The 16570-nt window shown below is 71.7% G+C and carries 11 protein-coding genes; 5 read left to right on the plus strand and 6 right to left on the minus strand.

Annotated features, from left to right (window positions below):
* Positions 1 to 68 precede the first annotated feature (68 nt).
* From AC3RKB_RS02170 to AC3RKB_RS02185, 4 genes are all read right to left on the minus strand, one after another.
* The gene (locus tag AC3RKB_RS02170) at positions 69 to 1088 is read right to left on the minus strand and encodes a LacI family DNA-binding transcriptional regulator (protein WP_491434335.1); all 1020 of its coding nucleotides are present in this window, start codon (positions 1086 to 1088) and stop codon (positions 69 to 71) included.
* 29 nt (positions 1089 to 1117) lie between these two features.
* A complete protein-coding gene (locus AC3RKB_RS02175; RefSeq protein ID WP_491436733.1) occupies positions 1118 to 1945 on the minus strand; it encodes a carbohydrate ABC transporter permease in 828 nt (275 codons plus the stop codon).
* A 156-nt stretch (positions 1946 to 2101) separates the two neighbouring features.
* A complete protein-coding gene (locus AC3RKB_RS02180; RefSeq protein WP_491434336.1) occupies positions 2102 to 3046 on the minus strand; it encodes a carbohydrate ABC transporter permease in 945 nt (314 codons plus the stop codon).
* Between the two features lie 123 nt (positions 3047 to 3169).
* The gene (locus tag AC3RKB_RS02185; protein WP_491434337.1) at positions 3170 to 4477 is read right to left on the minus strand and encodes an ABC transporter substrate-binding protein; all 1308 of its coding nucleotides are present in this window, start codon (positions 4475 to 4477) and stop codon (positions 3170 to 3172) included.
* Positions 4478 to 4684: 207 nt separating this feature from the next.
* Between AC3RKB_RS02185 and AC3RKB_RS02190 the strand changes: the two genes are divergently transcribed.
* The 5 genes from AC3RKB_RS02190 (at position 4685) to AC3RKB_RS02210 (ending at position 11675) form a co-directional block, all read left to right on the plus strand.
* Positions 4685 to 6763 (plus strand): beta-galactosidase, encoded by a 2079-nt coding sequence (locus AC3RKB_RS02190; RefSeq protein ID WP_491434338.1) that lies wholly within the window; start codon positions 4685 to 4687, stop codon positions 6761 to 6763.
* A gap of 172 nt (positions 6764 to 6935) precedes the next feature.
* On the plus strand, positions 6936 to 9104 hold the full coding sequence (locus AC3RKB_RS02195) for a glycosyl hydrolase 53 family protein (RefSeq protein WP_491434339.1): 2169 nt from the start codon (positions 6936 to 6938) through the stop codon (positions 9102 to 9104).
* A 229-nt stretch (positions 9105 to 9333) separates the two neighbouring features.
* The gene (locus AC3RKB_RS02200; RefSeq protein ID WP_491434340.1) at positions 9334 to 10824 is read left to right on the plus strand and encodes a glycosyltransferase family 39 protein; all 1491 of its coding nucleotides are present in this window, start codon (positions 9334 to 9336) and stop codon (positions 10822 to 10824) included.
* Positions 10825 to 10980: 156 nt separating this feature from the next.
* Positions 10981 to 11397 (plus strand): CBS domain-containing protein, encoded by a 417-nt coding sequence (locus tag AC3RKB_RS02205; protein WP_491434341.1) that lies wholly within the window; start codon positions 10981 to 10983, stop codon positions 11395 to 11397.
* Positions 11398 to 11474: 77 nt separating this feature from the next.
* Positions 11475 to 11675, plus strand: a complete 201-nt coding sequence (locus AC3RKB_RS02210; protein ID WP_491434342.1) for a hypothetical protein — start codon at positions 11475 to 11477, stop codon at positions 11673 to 11675.
* A 108-nt stretch (positions 11676 to 11783) separates the two neighbouring features.
* Here AC3RKB_RS02210 and AC3RKB_RS02215 read toward each other — a convergent pair whose 3' ends face one another.
* A complete protein-coding gene (locus tag AC3RKB_RS02215) occupies positions 11784 to 15593 on the minus strand; it encodes a rhamnogalacturonan lyase family protein (RefSeq protein ID WP_491434343.1) in 3810 nt (1269 codons plus the stop codon).
* A gap of 225 nt (positions 15594 to 15818) precedes the next feature.
* The gene (locus AC3RKB_RS02220) at positions 15819 to 16532 is read right to left on the minus strand and encodes a type 1 glutamine amidotransferase domain-containing protein (RefSeq protein WP_491434344.1); all 714 of its coding nucleotides are present in this window, start codon (positions 16530 to 16532) and stop codon (positions 15819 to 15821) included.
* Positions 16533 to 16570 lie beyond the last annotated feature (38 nt).

The raw sequence follows: 16570 nt of genomic DNA on the forward strand, positions 1-16570 counted from the left end.
TATGCCGGGCCGCCGTCGCCGCGGCCGCGCCGTGCGTGGGCGCGCAGCCCACGGAGCGGGCCGCGGAACTACGCGGACGCGCGCCGGACGAGCTCGGTCGGCAGCGTCATCCGCGCCGCCGGCCGCCCCTCGATGACGTCGAGCAGCATCCGCACCATCTCGTGCGCGATGCGCTCGAACGGCTGCCGCATCGTGGTGAGCGGCGGGTCGACGCGTGTCGCGATGGGCGCGTCGTCGAACCCGGCCACCGCGACCTCCGCCGGCACCGACCGCCCGGCGGCCCGCAGCACGTCGAGCGCCCCCGCGGCCATCACGTCGTTCGCGACGAACACCGCATCGAGGTCGGGCGCCCGCGCGAGCAGCTCCTCCATCGCCCGCACCCCCGACGCGCGCGAGTAGTCCCCCGCCTCCACGAGCCGCTCGTCGTACGCGTCGCCGAGCTCGGCCCGGTACCCGTCGAACCGCCCGAGTCCGCCCGACGTGTCCTGCGGACCGGTGATCGTCGCGATCCGCGACCTGCCCGCGACATCCCGCAGGTACGCCACGATGTCGCGCGCGCCGTCGAGGTCGTCGGCCGCGACGTAGCCGATGCGCCGCTCGTACCCGAGCGGGATCCCGCACGAGATCACCGGCACCTCGGCCTCGACGAGCGTCTTCAGGAACCCCTCGCGTCCGCGGTGCGACGACACGAGCAGCGCGCCGTCGACGTGTCCGGCCATGATGAAGTCGGTCGCGCGGCGCTGCTCGTCGTCGGACCCGGCCATGAGCAGCACGAGCGGGATGTCGCGTTCCGCGAGCGCGTCGGCGGCGCCGCGCATGAGCGTCGAGAAGTTCGGGTCCTCGAACAGCCGGTCCTGCGACTCGGTGAGCAGGAACGCGATCGAGTTCGCGCGCGCGGTCGCGAGGTTCCGCGCGTGCGGGTTGATCCGGTACCCGGTCTTCTTGATCGCGCGTTCGACGGCGACGCGCGCCTCGTCGCTCACCCAGTGCCCGCCGTTGAGCACGCGCGACACGGTCCCCCGGGAGACGCCCGACTCGCGGGCGACATCCTCGATCGTGGGCCGCTTGCGCGGGGCGTGCTCGGTCACGTGGCCAGTGTAGGAGGGACGGGCGCGGCTCACGCCTTCACGGCGCCCGCGGCGAGGTCGACCCGCCAGTACCGCTGCAGCACGAGGAACAGCGCGATGAGCGGCACGACCGACAGCAGCGCGCCCGTGATGACCAGCGTGTACATCGCGGGCAGCGACGCGCCCTGGTTGAGCAGGCCGTGCAGGCCGACCGTGATCGGGAACAGCTCGTCGTTGCCGAGCATGATGTACGGCAGCATGAAGTTGTTCCAGACGGCGACGAACTGGAAGAGGAAGATCGTCACGAGCCCCGGCCCCATCATCGGCAGCGCGATGCGGTGGAAGATGTACAGCTCCCGCGCGCCCTCGGTGCGGGCCGACTCGACCACGTCGGTCGGCACGGCCGCCGCAGCGTAGATCCGCGCGAGGTAGATGCCGTACGGGCTGATGAGCTGCGGCAGCAGCACCGACCAGTACGTGTTCGTGAGTCCGGCCTGCGCGAGCAGCAGGTACTGCGGGATGGCGAGGATGACGCCCGGGACGAGCACGCCCATGAGCAGGATCTTGAACACGACGCCCTTGCCCGCGAACGTGTACTTCGCGAGCGCGTAGCCCGAGATCGCCGACACGTAGGTCGACACGACCGCGCCGACGCCGGCGTAGATCGCGGTGTTCAGCATCCACCGCCAGTAGAGGCCGTCGCGGTAGGCGGTGAGCTCGACGATGTTGTCCCACAGGTGGGTCGAGGGCGCGAACGTGAACGTCGAGAACAGCTCGGCCGCGTCCTTGGTCGACGCGATGAGCACCCAGGCGACCGGGAGCAGGCAGTACAGCGCGCCGAGCAGCAGCACCGCGGTGGAGCCGAGGGCCAGCGGCATCCGCTGGTCGCCCTTCGATGCGGGGGCGCGGCGGATGTCGCGGTCGCGCCGCGCACGGCCACGGCCGGTGCGACGGCCGTCGGCGGATGTCGCGACCTCGGGCAGCACGGCCGCCCGGGTCTCGATGGTGAGGGTGTCTCCGGTGGCGGGCATGGGTCAGTCCTCCTGACCGAAGGCGCGTCGCTGCACGACGCGGAGGAACAGGAACGAGAGCGCGAACGTCGCGGCCGCGATGATGACCGACGTGGCGGCGGCCGAGTAGATGTCGTCGCGCGTGAACGCGTCGCGGTACACGAGCATGAGCGGCGACCACGTCGTCGACAGGCTGTTGGTGAGCGGACGCAGCGTGGTCGGCTCGGCGAACACCTGCAGCGTCGCGATCATCGAGAACAGCGCGGTCATGATGAGCGCCGGCATGATGATCGGGATCTTGATGCGCCACGCGATCTGCGCCTCGGAGGCGCCGTCGATGCGGGCGGCCTCGTAGATCTCCTGCGGCACCGCCTTCAACGACGTGTACATCACGATCATGTTGAAGCCGACGCCGCCCCAGAGGCCGATGTTCGCGATGGCGAAGATCACGAGGCCCGGTGAGAGCAGGGATGGCACGTCCCATCCGAGCTGCTCGAAGATCCAGTAGAACGGGCTGACCGCGGGCAGGTAGAGGAAGCCCCACAGCAGCGACGAGATGACCGCAGGCACCGCGTAGGGCAGGAAGATCGACACGCGCGAGAAGCCCTTCGCGCCGGTGCGCCGCGCGTCGAGCAGCAGCGCGAACAGCAGCGCGAGGCCGAGCATCGTGGGCACGAGGATGAGCCCGTACACGAGCACGCGACCCACGCTCGCGAGGAACTCGGGGCTCGTGAGCGACGCGACGTAGTTGTCGAGGCCGGCGAACTCGCGGCTGCGCGAGCCCGAGCCGAGGCCGAGGCCCGTCACGACCTCCTTCTGGAAGGAGAGGATCACCGTGTAGACGATGGGCGCGGCCATGAACAGGGTGAACAGCACGATGGCCGGCGTGAGCATCGCCCACGGGGTGAGGTTGCGGCGGCCCTTCGGGCGAGCGGATCCCGCGGGGCGGGCGGCGGCGGTGGCGGTCATTGGTGATCCTTCGGTTCTCGGCTGTGAGGGTTGAGGAGGCCGCTCGCGGCCGTCTCGAAACCCCGACGTGGGAGACGGGTTTCGAGACGCTCGCTTCGCTCGCTCCTCAACCCTCACAAGCGACTACTTCGCGACCGTGAAGCCGCTCGACTCCAGGTCGTCGACGGTGACCGACTGCATGGCGGCGACGGCCTCGAGGAACGCCGCGGCGGACTTCGCCTCGGCGGCCTTGGCGAACTCGTCGTTGTAGGCGCTGAACGCGACGTTCACGTTCGGTCCGTACTGGAACGGCGCGACCGCGGCGGCGGCCTCGGCGGCGACGTCGTAGAAGTCGGGCTGGTTGCTGAAGAACTCGGGCGCCTCGGTGAGGGCGGATGCCGCGGCATCCGTCGCCGCCGGGTAGATGCCGGCGGTCTCGACGAGGGCCTGCACCGCCTCGGGGTCGGTGTTCAGCCAGGTCGCGAACTCGGTCGCGGCCTCGACGTGCTTCGACTGCGTGGTGACCGCGGTCGAGGAGCCGCCCCAGTTGCCGTTCGACGCCTCGCCGTCCCACGTGGGCAGCGGCGCGGCCTCCCAGAGGCCGGCGGTGTCGGCGGCGTTGCCGCTCAGCACGCCCGGGCCCCACACGGCGCCGAGCCAGCCGGCCTGCGTGCCGTCGTTCAGGCCGGCGTTCCACTCGGGCGTGTACATGGGCTTGTTGTCGATGACGCCCTCCTCGACGAGGCCGCCCCAGTACTCGGCGACCTGCTGCGTGGGCTCCTCGTCGATGCCGACGCCCCAGGCCTCGCCGTCGATCGACCACCACTCGGCGTTCGCCTGCTGCGCGAGACCCGCGAACCAGCCGGCGTCGTTGGCCGAGAACGTGCCGAGGTACTTCGACGGGTCGGCGGTGTGGAGCGCGCGGGCGGTCTCGGCGTACTCGTCCCACGTGGTCGGCACGGTGAGGCCGTTGGCCTCGAAGATGTCGGCGCGGTAGTAGAACATCATGGGGCCGGTGTCCTGCGGGATCGCGTAGACCGCGTCGCCGCCGAGCGTGACCGAGTCCCAGACGCCGGCGGGGAACTGCCCGGCGAGGTCGCCGTCGACCGTGTCTGCGAGGTCGGCGAGCGCGTCCGATGCGACGAGCGTGGGGATCTTCTGGTACTCGGCCTGGATCAGGTCGGGCGCACCGCTGCCGGCCTTGATGGCCGTGAGCAGCTTGGTGATGGCCGGGTCGCCGCCGTCCTGCTTGTTGACGGTCACCTGGATCTCGGGGTGCTCCTCGTTCCAGAGGTCGACGACCTGGTCGAGGTTGGGCGCCCAGGCCCAGTAGGTGAGCTCGATCGGGTCGTCGGCCGTACCCTCCGATGCGCCGTCGGCGGCGCAGCCGGTCAGTACGAGGGCCGCGGCGGTCACCGTCGCGATGGCGCCGGTGCGGAATGCTGCACGCATTCGTCCTCCTTGTCGAAAGCTGTGGAAGCTGTGATCGCGGGATGCCCCTGGCTCCCGCGCGACCGGAGCGGACGACGGTGTGCCTGTGAGCGATCCCAGTAATACACACGCCAGCTTTCGTGTCAACTCATGAGAAGACGGATGTCGCGCCGCGCTCGGTGTGTGCTAGAACTGTGAGCGCACACAGTCATCAAGGGAGATCGCTCCATGCCCTCGCACCCCGCGCCGACCGCCCCGGTCGTCTCCACGCCGTCCGCCGTCCCCGAGTCATCCGCCCGCAGCGGCTGGATCCCCGGCACCTCGGCCATCCGCTTCGGCGGCGACTACAACCCCGAGCAGTGGGATCGCGAGACCTGGCTCGAAGACATCGAGCTCATGCGCGAGGCTGGCGTGAACCTCGTGTCGGTCGGCATCTTCTCGTGGGCGCTGCTCGAGCCGCGCGAGGGCGAGTACGATTTCTCGTTGCTCGACGAGGTGCTCGACCTGCTCGCGGGTGCCGGCATCGACGTCGACCTCGGCACCCCGACGACCGTGCCGCCCGCGTGGTTCTGGGTGACCTATCCGCACGCGCGGCCCGTGACGCGTGACGGCCTGCCGCTCGGGTTCGGCTCGCGTGGCATCGTCTCGCCGAGCTCGCCCGAGTACCGGCGGGCGGCGTCGGCGATCGCGGAGAAGCTCGCCGAGCGGTACGCGCACCACCCGGCGGTCGTGATGTGGCACGTGCACAACGAGTACGGCGCTCCGGTGTCCGACAGCTACGACGAGGCATCCGTGCTCAACTTCCGGCGCTGGCTCGCCGCCCGGTACGGCTCGATCGACGCGCTCAACCGGGCCTGGGGCACCACCTTCTGGGGCCAGGTGTACGGCTCGTTCGACGAGGTCGACGCACCGCGCACGTCGGCGAGCGTCTCGAACCCGGCGCACCGACTCGACTACGCGCGCTTCTCCTCCGACGCACTGCTGGAGTGCTTCATCCTCGAGCGCGACGCGATCCGCCGCCACGCGTCGCAGCCGATCACGACGAACTTCATGGCCACCAGCTGCCCGTCGGTCGACTACTGGAAGTGGGCCCGCGAGGTCGACCTCGTCTCGAACGACCACTACCTCACGGCATCGCGCCTCGACGCGCACGTGATGCTCGCGATGGACGCCGATTTCACGCGCTCGCTCGCGGGCGGCAAGCCCTGGGTGCTCATGGAGCACTCGACCTCGGCGGTGAACTGGCAGCCGCGCAACGTCGCCAAGCGCCCGGGCGAGCTGGCGCGCAACTCGATGTCGCACCTCGCGCGCGGCGCCGACGGCATCCTGTTCTTCCAGTTTCGCGCGAGCCGGTTCGGCGCGGAGAAGTTCCACTCCGCGATGCTGCCCCACGCGGGGCGCTCGTCGCGCGTGTGGCGCGAGGTGGTCGGCCTCGGCGAGCTGGTCGGCGGCGTGTCCGAGCTGCGCGGCAGCCGGGTCGAGGCATCCGTCGCCGTCGTCTGGAGCACCGAGTCGTTCTGGGCGCAGGATCTCGAGTGGCGCCCGTCGGTCGACGTGTCGCACCGCGAGCGCCTCGAGGCGTTCTACGCCGAGCTGTGGAAGCTCGGCGTGACGGTCGACTTCGTGCACCCGTCGCACGACCTGTCGGGGTACGCCGCGGTGTTCGCGCCGTCGCTCTACCTGCTCGACGAGGCATCGTCCGCGAACCTGCGCGCGTACGTCGAGGGGGGCGGCACGCTCGCGGTGTCGTACTTCTCGGGCATCGTCGACGAGCACGACGCCGTGCCGGCCGGGCCGTTCCCGGGGCGGCTTCGCGACGTGCTCGGGCTGTCGATCGAGGAGTTCCAGCCGCTGCGCGAGGGCGGCCGCGTCGCCGTGACGGGCGGCTCATCGGGCACGGTGTGGACCGACGAGATCGTGCTCGAGGGCGCCGAGGCGGTCGAGCACTACATCGACGGCCCCGCGGCCGGGCTGCCCGCGATCACGCGGAACGCGCTCGGCGACGGCGCGGCCTGGTACGTGTCGACGAAGCTCGACGGCGCCGACCTCGGCGCGTTCGTCGACGACGTGCTCGCCGACGCGGGCCTCGAGGTCGTGCCGCCGCCGACCGGGCTCGAGCGGGTCATCCGCGTCGCGTCCGATGGGACTCGGTTCCTCGTCGCGATCAACCACGCCGACGCCGACGTGCTCATCGAGGCGCCCGGCACGGATGTCGCGACCGGCGAGCCGACGGATGGCGCGGCGCGCGTGCCGGCGGGCGGCGTCCGCGTCATCCGCCTGACCGCGCCGGTCCCGTCCGACGGCTGAACACCCCGCGCCATCCGGACCGAGTTCGCAGGACGAGCCGCGCCAGACCGGCGCTACCGCGCCCCTGACTCGTCTCATCCTGCGAACGCTCTCCGGATCGACCAGCACCACCCCACCGCAGCGTCGCGGATCCACTCCTTCCGCGGGCTGCCCTATCGAGAGGAAGTGGATCATGGGGATCCGACGAAGGATGACGAGCGCGGCCGCGCTGGCGGCGGCGCTCGCGGTCGCGGTGCCGGCGGGCGCCGGAGCGGCATCGGCCGCCGAACCCGGCGACGGCCCGGTCGACGCAGGCATCTTCGTGAACCGGGTCGAGGGGCTCTCCCCCGACTTCGTGAACGGCGTGGATGTCTCGACCGTGCTGTCGCTCGAGGAGAGCGGCGTGGTGTTCCGCGACGCGTCGGGCGCGGCATCCGACCTGTTCGAGGTGCTCGCCGACCACGGCGTGAACTCGGTGCGCATCCGAGTCTGGAACGACCCGTTCGACGAGGCCGGCCGGGGGTACGGCGGCGGCAACGTCGACGTCGACCGCGCGGTCGAGATCGGCGAGCGCGCGACCGCGGCCGGGCTGGGCGTGCTGGTCGACTTCCACTACAGCGACTTCTGGGCCGACCCGGCCCGCCAGCTCGCGCCGAAGGCGTGGGCGGGGCTCTCCCCGGCCGACACGGCGACCGCGCTGCACGACTTCACGGTCGACGCGCTGCAGCGGTTCGAAGATGCGGGCGTCGACGTCGACCTGGTGCAGGTCGGCAACGAGACGAACACCGGCATCGCGGGCTACACGCGCGCCGGCCGTGAGATCGACGCGCCGTTCGCGTCGCTGCTGCAGGCGGGCACGTCGGCCGTGCGCGAGGTGCTGCCCGACGCGCTCGTCGCGGTGCACTTCACCAACCCCGAGACATCCGGCCGCTATGCGACCTACGCCGCGGGCCTCGCGCAGTTCGGCGTCGACTACGACGTGTTCGCGAGCTCGTACTACCCGTACTGGCACGGCACGACCGAGAACCTGACGTCGGTGCTGTCGCAGATCGCGACGACGTACGGCAAGCAGGTCATGGTCGCCGAGACGTCGTGGGCCCACACGCTCGACGACGGCGACGGGTACTCGAACGTGATCGGGTCGGGCACGATCGGCGACACGTATCCCGCGAGCGTGCAGGGCCAGGCGACGCAGCTCCGCGACGTGATCGCCGCGGTCTCGGCGGTCGGCGATGCCGGCATCGGCGTGTACTACTGGGAGCCGGCGTGGCTGCCCGTCGGCCCGCCGTCGGAGTACGACGCCAACCGCCTGCTGTGGGAGCGCGACGGCTCGGGCTGGGCGACGTCGGCCGCGTCCGACTACGACCCGGTGCACGTCGGCGAGTGGTACGGCGGCTCGGCGTGGGACAACCAGTCGCTCTTCGCGTGGGACGGCACCCCGCTCGAGTCGCTCCGGACGTTCGAGTATGTGCGCACGGGAGCGGTCGCGCCGCTCGAGGTCGTGTCGGTCGAGCAGCCGTCGCTGTCGGTTCCGGATGGCGCGCCGATCGAGCTGCCCGCGACGGTGGCCGTCACCTGGAACGACGCGACGGTCGAGCAGCAGGCCGTGACGTGGTCGGGCGCGGTCGACTGGATCCGCGGACCCGGCTCGTACTCGATCCCGGGACGCACGGCGACCGGACTCGACGTCGTGGCGTCCGTGACGGTGCTCGCCGAGAACCTGGTGCGGAACGGCTCGTTCGAGTCGCCCGACCTGAGCGCCTGGACGCTCACCGGACCGGCCGCGCGCACGCAGACCGGCGACGCGTCGGACGGCGACCACGCCGTCACGTTCTGGAGCGGCACCGCCTATCAGGCGTCGGCGACGCAGACCCTGACCGGCGTGCCCGTGGGCACCTACGAACTGCGGGCGACGACGCAGGGCACGGGCTCCCCCTCGGGCGACTCGCGCATTCTCACCGCGACCACCGAGGCCGGCGGCTCGGCCAGCGCTCCGCTGTCGTTCACAGCGTGGAACGAGTTCCACACCACGACCGTCCCCGTGACCGTCGGGGCGGACGGGGTCGTGGAGGTGTCCGCGTCGTTCGTGCTGTCGGCGGGCGCGTGGGGCGTGTTCGACGACGTCCGGCTCGTGGCCGTGACCGGAGGCGAACCGGTCGACACGGTGCGCCTGTCTACGGCGCTCGCGGACGCGGCATCCATCGATCGTTCGCTCTCCACGTCCACGTCGGTGGACGCGCTCGACGAGGCCGTCGCGATCGGCGAGGTCGTGCTCGCGGGTTCGCGCGCGACCGTCGCCGACGTGAAGGAGGCTGCCAAGCTCGTCGAGAAGGCGGTGCAGAAGCTCAGGCCGCTGAGGTAGCGGGCACGCGGCGCCCGGTCGGTCGGTCCCGGCGGCCGCGACACCGTTGCTCCTCACGAGGCGGGGGAAAGGTATCCCGCGGATACCTTTCCCCCGCTGCGTGCGCATCGATGCGTCTCGCCGAGCGCGCGGCCCCGCCGAGGTCGGGGCCCGCCGCTACTCTGGCCGGATGACGCCGGCCGCCGCCGCACCGAGCCCATCGCCGAGGTCCTCTGCGCCCGCACACGCCGTGCCCGCGCGCGACGTCGCCGGGCCGTCGGCGCCCGCTTCGCTCGAGCCGCTCGCGCGCGGCCCGGTCGTGGCCGCGATGCTCGCCCTCGGCGTGGTGCTCGCGGCCACGAGCAACGCCTACGGCTACCACCGCGACGAGCTGTACTTCCGCATGCTCGAGCCGGCGTGGGGGTACGTCGACCAGCCGCCGCTCACGCCGTTGATCGCGCGGGCGCTCGCGTCGATCGTCGACGAGCCGTGGTTCCTCCGGGTGCCCGCGATCCTCGCGGCGGTCGCCGCAGTGCTCGTGGCCGCGCTCATCGCGCGCGAGGTCGGCGGGGCGCGTCGCGCGCAGGCTCTCGCGGCGTGGACCGCCGCCGCGGCGGCGTTCCCGATGATCTTCGGGCACGTGCTGCTCACGGCATCGCTCGACCTCGTGGCCTGGCCGCTCGTGTGCCTGTTCGCGATCCGCGCGCTGCTTCGTGCCGACGGCCGCTGGTGGCTCGCCGCCGGACTCGTCGCGGGGCTCGCGAGCACCAACAAGCTGCTCATCGCGGTGCTGCTCGCGGGGCTCGGCGTGGGGCTGCTCGTGTTCGGCCCGTGGCGCGCGTTCCGCTCGCGCTGGCTGTGGGGCGGCATCCTGATCGCCCTGGTGCTCGCGCTGCCGGGCATCGTGTACCAGTCGACCAACGGCTGGCCGCAGCTCGCGATGGGTGCCGCCCTCTCCGAGAACAACGGCGGCGAGGTGCGCTGGCTGATGTGGCCGATGCTGCTGCTGCTCGTCGGGCCCCAGCTCGTGCCGGTCTGGGTGGCGGGCCTCGTGAGCCTGTTCCGGCGGCCGGGGTGGCGCGACATCCGCCTACTCATCGGCGCATTCGCCGTCGTACTCGTGTTCACGCTCGTCGGCGGTTCGCAGTTCTACTACCCGCTCGGGGTGGTGCAGGTGCTGCTCGCGATCGGCTGCGTGCCGACCGCCGAGTGGATGCGCACCCGTGCCCGGCGCGCGCTGGTGTGGACCGCGGTCGCCGTGAACGGCGCGATCTCGGCCGTCATCGCGCTGCCGCTGGTACCCGTCGAGGTCGTCGGCGCCACTCCCCTGCCCGCGATCAACCAGGTCGCGCGCGACACGATCGGCTGGCCGGCGTACGTGCAGCAGATCGCGGAGGTCGCGGTCGCGGTGCCCGGGGCGCCCATCATCACCGCCAACTACGGCGAGGCCGGCGCCATCCATCGCTTCGGTCCGGCGCTCCGCCTCGACGAGGCCGACGTCTTCAGCGGACACAACGAGCTCTGGCACCGCGATCGCCCAGCGGATGGCGCCGACGCCGCCGTCTTCGTCGGCTACGGCCCGCGGTTCCTCGCGCCGATGTTCGACGCGTGCGACGTGGCAGACGAACTCGACAACGGGCTGGGCGTCGACAACGAGGAGCAGGGGCAGCCGATCACCGTCTGCACCGGCATGCGGATGCCGTGGAGCGAGGCGTGGCCGCGGTTCGCGCACCTCGACTGACACGACCGGCTGCAGCCGGATGCCCTCCGCGCGAAGCGGCGGCGCGAACCATCCGACCCCTCGATGACCCCGCGTCAACCCCCGCGCGAAGCCGGCGCGCCCCGCGTAGCCTGCCAGCGTGATCGCAACCGGCGATCGCGAGAAAGGACGGTACCCATGACTGTCGCACGCGACCTCATGACCCCCGACCCCACGTGCGTGAAGGAGGGCCAGACCCTCACCGAGGCGGCACGGATGCTGCGCGACCTCGACGTCGGCTCGATGCCGATCTGCGGCGACGACGACCGCCTCAAGGGCATGCTGACCGACCGCGACATCGTCGTGAAGTGCATCGCCGCCGGCGGCGACCCGAACACCGTGACGGCGGGAGAACTCGCCGAGGGCAAGCCCGTGACGATCGGTGCGGACGACGACATCCGCGAGGCCCTGCGGATGATGCAGGAGCACCAGGTCCGTCGGCTGCCGGTGATCGACGGCCACGACCTCGTCGGCATCATCGCCCAGGCCGATGTCGCCCGAGAGCTCTCGGCGAACCAGACCGCCGAGACGGTCGAGCAGATCTCCGTCCCCTGAGCGGGCGGGCGATCGAGCAGAGCGGATGGCGCCGCGGGCGCCCGCCCGCTCGACACTGTGACACGAAGGAGCGACCCATGACCGACGCGAGCATGCCCGGTGGAGCAGCGCCCGGGCCCGACGACGCCGACCTCGAGACGCACGACACCCAGGACGCGCCGGACGCCGGCGCCCAGCGATCCGGCGGGGACGTGCCGGGCGCACCCGGCAACGACGACCCCATGACCGACTCGACCGACGGCGGCCTCGAGGGCGGCGAACCGGGCGTCGAGGAGTGAGCTGACGCGCGGCCGCCGACGCGGCCGCACAGATGCAGGAGAATCCGGGTCATGAGCCGCGTGGGGCGGCCATGACCCGGATTCTCCTGCGTTCGGGCGCAGCCCGGGCTACCCGCGCACGGTCACCTTGACCGGCTTGGACGCCGTCTCGCCGTTCGCATTGGCGAACACCGCGACCAGCGTGTGCTCGCCCGGCACGACATCCGTCAACTGCACCGACGCCGACTGCGCACCCGGCGTCGCCGCGACGAGCGTGCCCGAGCCGACGACCACGCCGTCGAGCTCGAACCGGTACGAGGTCGCGTTCGTGCCCCACCACAGGTTCGCGGTCGCGGTGAACGACGACTTCTTCCCGTTGGCGTTGTCGTGCGACACGACGGGCACGCCGGGTGCGGCATCGGTGACCTTCACGGTGGTCGACGTGGTCGCCGTCGTGCCGACCGCGTTGATCAGCTCGCCCGTGTACACGTACGTGCCGTTCGGCTTGCCCGCGAACGTCACCCCGGTGGTCTGCGAGAGCCCGCCGGTGTCGCCGAGCACCTTCGTCGCGACCAGCGCGCCGTTCTCGTACAGGCGGAAGATGCTCCCCGGCGTGCCGTGCCACAGGTTCATGACCACGTCGTAGTTGCCGTCGTGCAGCCCGTACTCCCACCCGCTGGTGTTCGACAGCGCGCCCTGGCCGGGGGCGGAGGTCGCACCCGTGTCGGGCACGACGAGCAGCATCGACGAGGCCGACGCGACCAGCCCGGCGTGGTTCGTCGCGGTCACCTCGGCGGCCACGTCACCCGCGAGCCCGAGCGCGGCGAGGTCGACCGCGGCATCCGGCTCGACCGCGATCCCGCCGATGGTGACCGAGACCGAGCGGATGCCGCTCTCGGCATCTTCCGCGGAGACCGCGAGCTGCAGCGGCTCGCTGTCGGCGACCGTGCCCGACGGCAGCCCCGACACCACCGGTGCCGTCTCGTCGGCCGACGGCGCACCGAGGTACGCGATCGACGGCACGGGCGGCTCCGCCATCCCCGCGCCGATGAAGTACGACGGGTGCGGCGGCTGGTTGTACGCGGAGTTCTGCCCCGCGACCGCGACCCGGTACTGCGAATCGTGCATCAGGGTCGGGATGCGCGTGTCGGAGACATCCGTCGTCGTGAAGATGCGGATGCCGCTGCCGTCCTCGAGGCGCACCGCGAGCTCCTCGCGCCAGTCGCCGAACAGGTCGGCCTGGAGCACCGGGTTGCCCTTGGTGGTGTTGTTGGTGCGCGTGCCGTCGAGGCGCAGCAGCTCGAGCTCCTCGGTGGCGGCCGGGTCCCACTTCGAGATCGTCGGCACGCCCGACGAGGTCTCCGTCGAGTAGTCGTGGTCGGTGATCTCGCGGGTGAGGTCGCCGTCCCACCAGGTGACGAAGTTCGCCGCGGGGATGTCGGTGGAGAGCACCTCGCCGGATGCCGCGTTGAGCGTGCCCGTCGGCGAGTTCCAGGCGTAGTCGCCGCCGATGTTCCAGGCCTCCGCACCCGGATGGTTCGGGTCGATGTCGGCGGCGGCACCGCGGCCGGTGTCGCGGTTGCCGGGGTTCGACCAGACGATCTCGCCGGTCTCGGCATCGCGCATCGCGGCGATGATGCCGCCGTTGCCGGTCGGCGACTCGTGCACGCCGTACACCTCGAGGCCGGGGCGGTCGGTGAGGAAGTCGCTGACGTGCAGCGCGTCGCCATGGTGGAGGCGCGTGTTGTAGAGCGGCGTGCCGTCGTCGTCGATGGTCATCGCGCCGAACACGATCTCGTCGAGGCCGTCGCGGTCGACGTCGGCCGGGACGAACTGGTGGTTGCCCTGGCCCTCGTAGGTCGAGCCGACCTCGTTCGAGTCGAACGTCCAGCGCTCGACGAGCTCGCCATCGACGAGGTCCCACGCCACGATCACGGTGCGCGTGTAGTAGCCGCGGCTCGTGACGAGCGACGGGTGCTCGCCGTCGAGGTAGGCGACGCCCGCGAGGAACCGGTCGACCCGGTTGCCGTACGTGTCGCCCCACGAGCCGACGTTGCCGCGACCCGGCGTGTAGTCGACCGTGTCGATCGCCGCGCCGGTCTGCCCGTCGAAGACGGTCAGGTACTCGGGCCCGCTCAGGATGTAGCCGCTCGAGTTGCGGTAGTCGGCGCTCGCGTCGCCGATGACCTGCCCGACGCCGTCGACGGTGCCATCCGCCGTCTTGAAGGCCACCTCGGCGCGGCCGTCGCCGTCGAAGTCGAAGACCTCGAGCTGCGTGTAGTGCGCGCCGGCGCGGATGTTCACGCCGAGGTCGATGCGCCACAGGCTCGTGCCGTCGAACTCCACGGCCTCGGCGTAGACCGAGCCGGTGTAGCCCGACTGCGAGTTGTCCTTCGAGATCGACGGGTTCCACAGGAACACGAGCTCGTACTCGCCGTCGCCGTCGACGTCGCCGACCGTGCCGTCGCCCGGCCAGTAGGTGACGGTCTTGCCGTCGGGGAGGGTCGCGTCGGCCGGCTTCTCGAGCGGGATGTCGAGGAACTGGTCGCTCCACACGCCGAACTCGTCGGCGACGGTGACCTCACGGGCCGCCTCGCCCTCGCCCTGGATCGCGGTGACGAGGTAGGTCGATTCGGCCGTGCCATCCGCGTCGACGAAGTTCGTCGTCTCGACGATCGGCTCGTCGTTGACCCGCTCGCCGTCGCGGTACACGTTGAAGCCGAGGTCGCGCGCGTCGAGGCCGAGCTGACGCCATCCGAGGTACACGCCGCCATCGGCGTTCGCCACCGCGACCGGCGCGCGGTCGAGGTACTCGGCCTGGCGCACGAGGGTCGTCGCGACCTCGGTCGCGTGGGTCGCCGAGGTCTCGGACGTGCCGCCCGCGTTCAGCGCGACCAGCCGGTAGAGGTAGGGGCGCGTCGTGAGCACGTCGGCGTCGGTGAACGCCGGCTCGGTCGTGGTGCCGATCTCCTCGAAGGGGATGTCCTCGCGCGTGCTGCGGAAGACCTTCCAGAGCACGGTGTCGCCAGGGTCGTCCCAGGCGAGGGTGATGGCGTCGCGACTGATCGCGGTCGTCCGGATACCGGTCGGCGTGGCGGGCTTCGCGACCTCCGGGTCGATGACGGATGCCTCGATCCGCTCGCCGGGCCGCGAGAGGCGCTCGCCCTTCACGGTGGCGACGGCGTACTCGTACGTCTCGCCGAGCGCGACGGTCGTGTCGGTGAACGCGATGGCGGAGCCGTCGGACACTCGGGCGATCTCGGCGAGCTCGCCGCCCGGGGTCGCCCGGTACACGGCGTAGGCCGTGGCATCCGGCACCGCCTGCCAGCCGAGCGTCACGGAGAGGTCGCCGTCGGCGTCGATGTCGGTCGCCGCGAGACCGGATGGCGCGGCCAGCGGGGTCTGGACGCGGATGCCGTTGATGCGGCCGTCGCCGCCGGTGACGCGCACGTTGAGCTGCCCGTCGGCGACCGGGATCGCCGGGAAGTACTGCTCGTGGACGACGCCCGTGCTGGTGCGGGGGCCCGCGAAGGCCGTGCCCTCGACGTCGAGGCTGGTGGTGTTGCCGGCGATGAGGTCGCCCGCCCAGGTCGTGACCTCGTACGTGCCGTTCGGCACGTCGACCGCGAAGGCCTGGTTGTTCGCGATCGTGAAGTCGCGCCTGAGGAGGTCGTCGCCGCCTCGGTCGCGGAAGCCGTTGGAGGCGGGCGCGGTCGTGAAGCCGTAGCCACGGGTGGCGTCATACGCGGTGCCCGGGTTGACCCCGAGCCATCCGGCCGCCACCGGTGTCGTCGGCCCGCCGAAGTCGAAGCTCAGGTCGACCTCGCCCTCTGCCGCGGCGGCCGGTGCGGTGGCGAGGACGGCGCCGGCGGCGAGCGCCGCGCCGGTGATCCCCGCGATGAGTGGCCGCGCGCGGCCACGTCGAACGTTCGGACCCACTGGATCTCCTTCGATCGGTTTCGGTGGTGTTCGCGTTCGCGGCGCCGTGCTCGCCACGGTTCTCGGGTGTCGCCTGTCGACCTCACGGTCGGGAAAGCGATTTTCCGTGAATCGTCTCAATCCTTGCGCGCGGGGCGGCGGGCGTCAACCCTCACCCGAGTTCCGGGTTCGTGCGGGTGCACCCGCACGAACCCGGGGCTCGCGGCCGTGAGGGTGGTCGGCGCGTCAGACGGGGGCGCGCTCGGGGAGCGCGGCCAGCAGCTCGGCGGCGACCGCCTCGCTCGACTGCGGATTCTGGCCCGTGATGAGGTTGCGGTCGCGCACGACATGCGAGGTCCAGGCTGCGCCATCCTGAACCAGCGCGCCGCGCTCGCGCAGCGTGCTCGCGACGAACCACGGCGTGTTCGCACCGGTGCCGCCCGTGCGCTCCTCCTCGTCGGTGAAGACCGTGAGCCGGCGTCCGGCGAAGGCGAAGGCGCCCGTCGCGTCGACGGCGCTCAGCAGCGCCGCGGGGCCGTGGCAGAAGGGTGCGATGGGGGTGCCCGCGGCATCCGCCTCGATCAGGATGGCGCCGAGCGTCGCATCGAACGCGAGGTCGACCATGGGCCCGTGCCCGCCGGGCAACACGATCGCGGCGTAGTCGGCGGCGCGCACCGCATCGAGTGCGACGGGCCCGGCGAGGTCGGCCTCGATCTCGTCGAGATAGGCGCGGAGGTCGTCGACCTTCGCCTGGTCGCCGACGACCGCGGCCGAGAGCGAGCCGGGGTCGACCGGGGGCACGCGCCCGCCGGGTGTCGCGATCGTGATCGTGTGGCCCGCGCTGGTGAGGTCGCGGTGGGCGACGACGAGTTCCTCGGCCCAGAACCCGGTGGGGTGCGCGGTGCCGTCGGCGAGCGTGAGGGTGTCGGCCGCGGTGACGACCATGAGGATGTTCGACATGCTGTTCCTTTCGACGGGAACGATCCTGCGACGGGCAG

Source organism: Agromyces capsici (assembly GCF_058349965.1).

Excerpts from the sequence above, each read along its gene's own strand:
- AC3RKB_RS02185 (WP_491434337.1), bottom strand. The coding sequence starts at position 4,477 with ATGCGTGCAGCATTCCGCACCGGCGCCATCGCGACGGTGACCGCCGCG.
- AC3RKB_RS02220 (WP_491434344.1), bottom strand. The coding sequence starts at position 16,532 with ATGTCGAACATCCTCATGGTCGTCACCGCGGCCGACACCCTCACGCTC.
- AC3RKB_RS02210 (WP_491434342.1), top strand. The coding sequence starts at position 11,475 with ATGACCGACGCGAGCATGCCCGGTGGAGCAGCGCCCGGGCCCGACGAC.
- AC3RKB_RS02195 (WP_491434339.1), top strand. The coding sequence starts at position 6,936 with ATGGGGATCCGACGAAGGATGACGAGCGCGGCCGCGCTGGCGGCGGCG.
- AC3RKB_RS02205 (WP_491434341.1), top strand. The coding sequence starts at position 10,981 with ATGACTGTCGCACGCGACCTCATGACCCCCGACCCCACGTGCGTGAAG.
- AC3RKB_RS02175 (WP_491436733.1), bottom strand. The coding sequence starts at position 1,945 with ATGCCGCTGGCCCTCGGCTCCACCGCGGTGCTGCTGCTCGGCGCGCTG.
- AC3RKB_RS02190 (WP_491434338.1), top strand. The coding sequence starts at position 4,685 with ATGCCCTCGCACCCCGCGCCGACCGCCCCGGTCGTCTCCACGCCGTCC.
- AC3RKB_RS02180 (WP_491434336.1), bottom strand. The coding sequence starts at position 3,046 with ATGACCGCCACCGCCGCCGCCCGCCCCGCGGGATCCGCTCGCCCGAAG.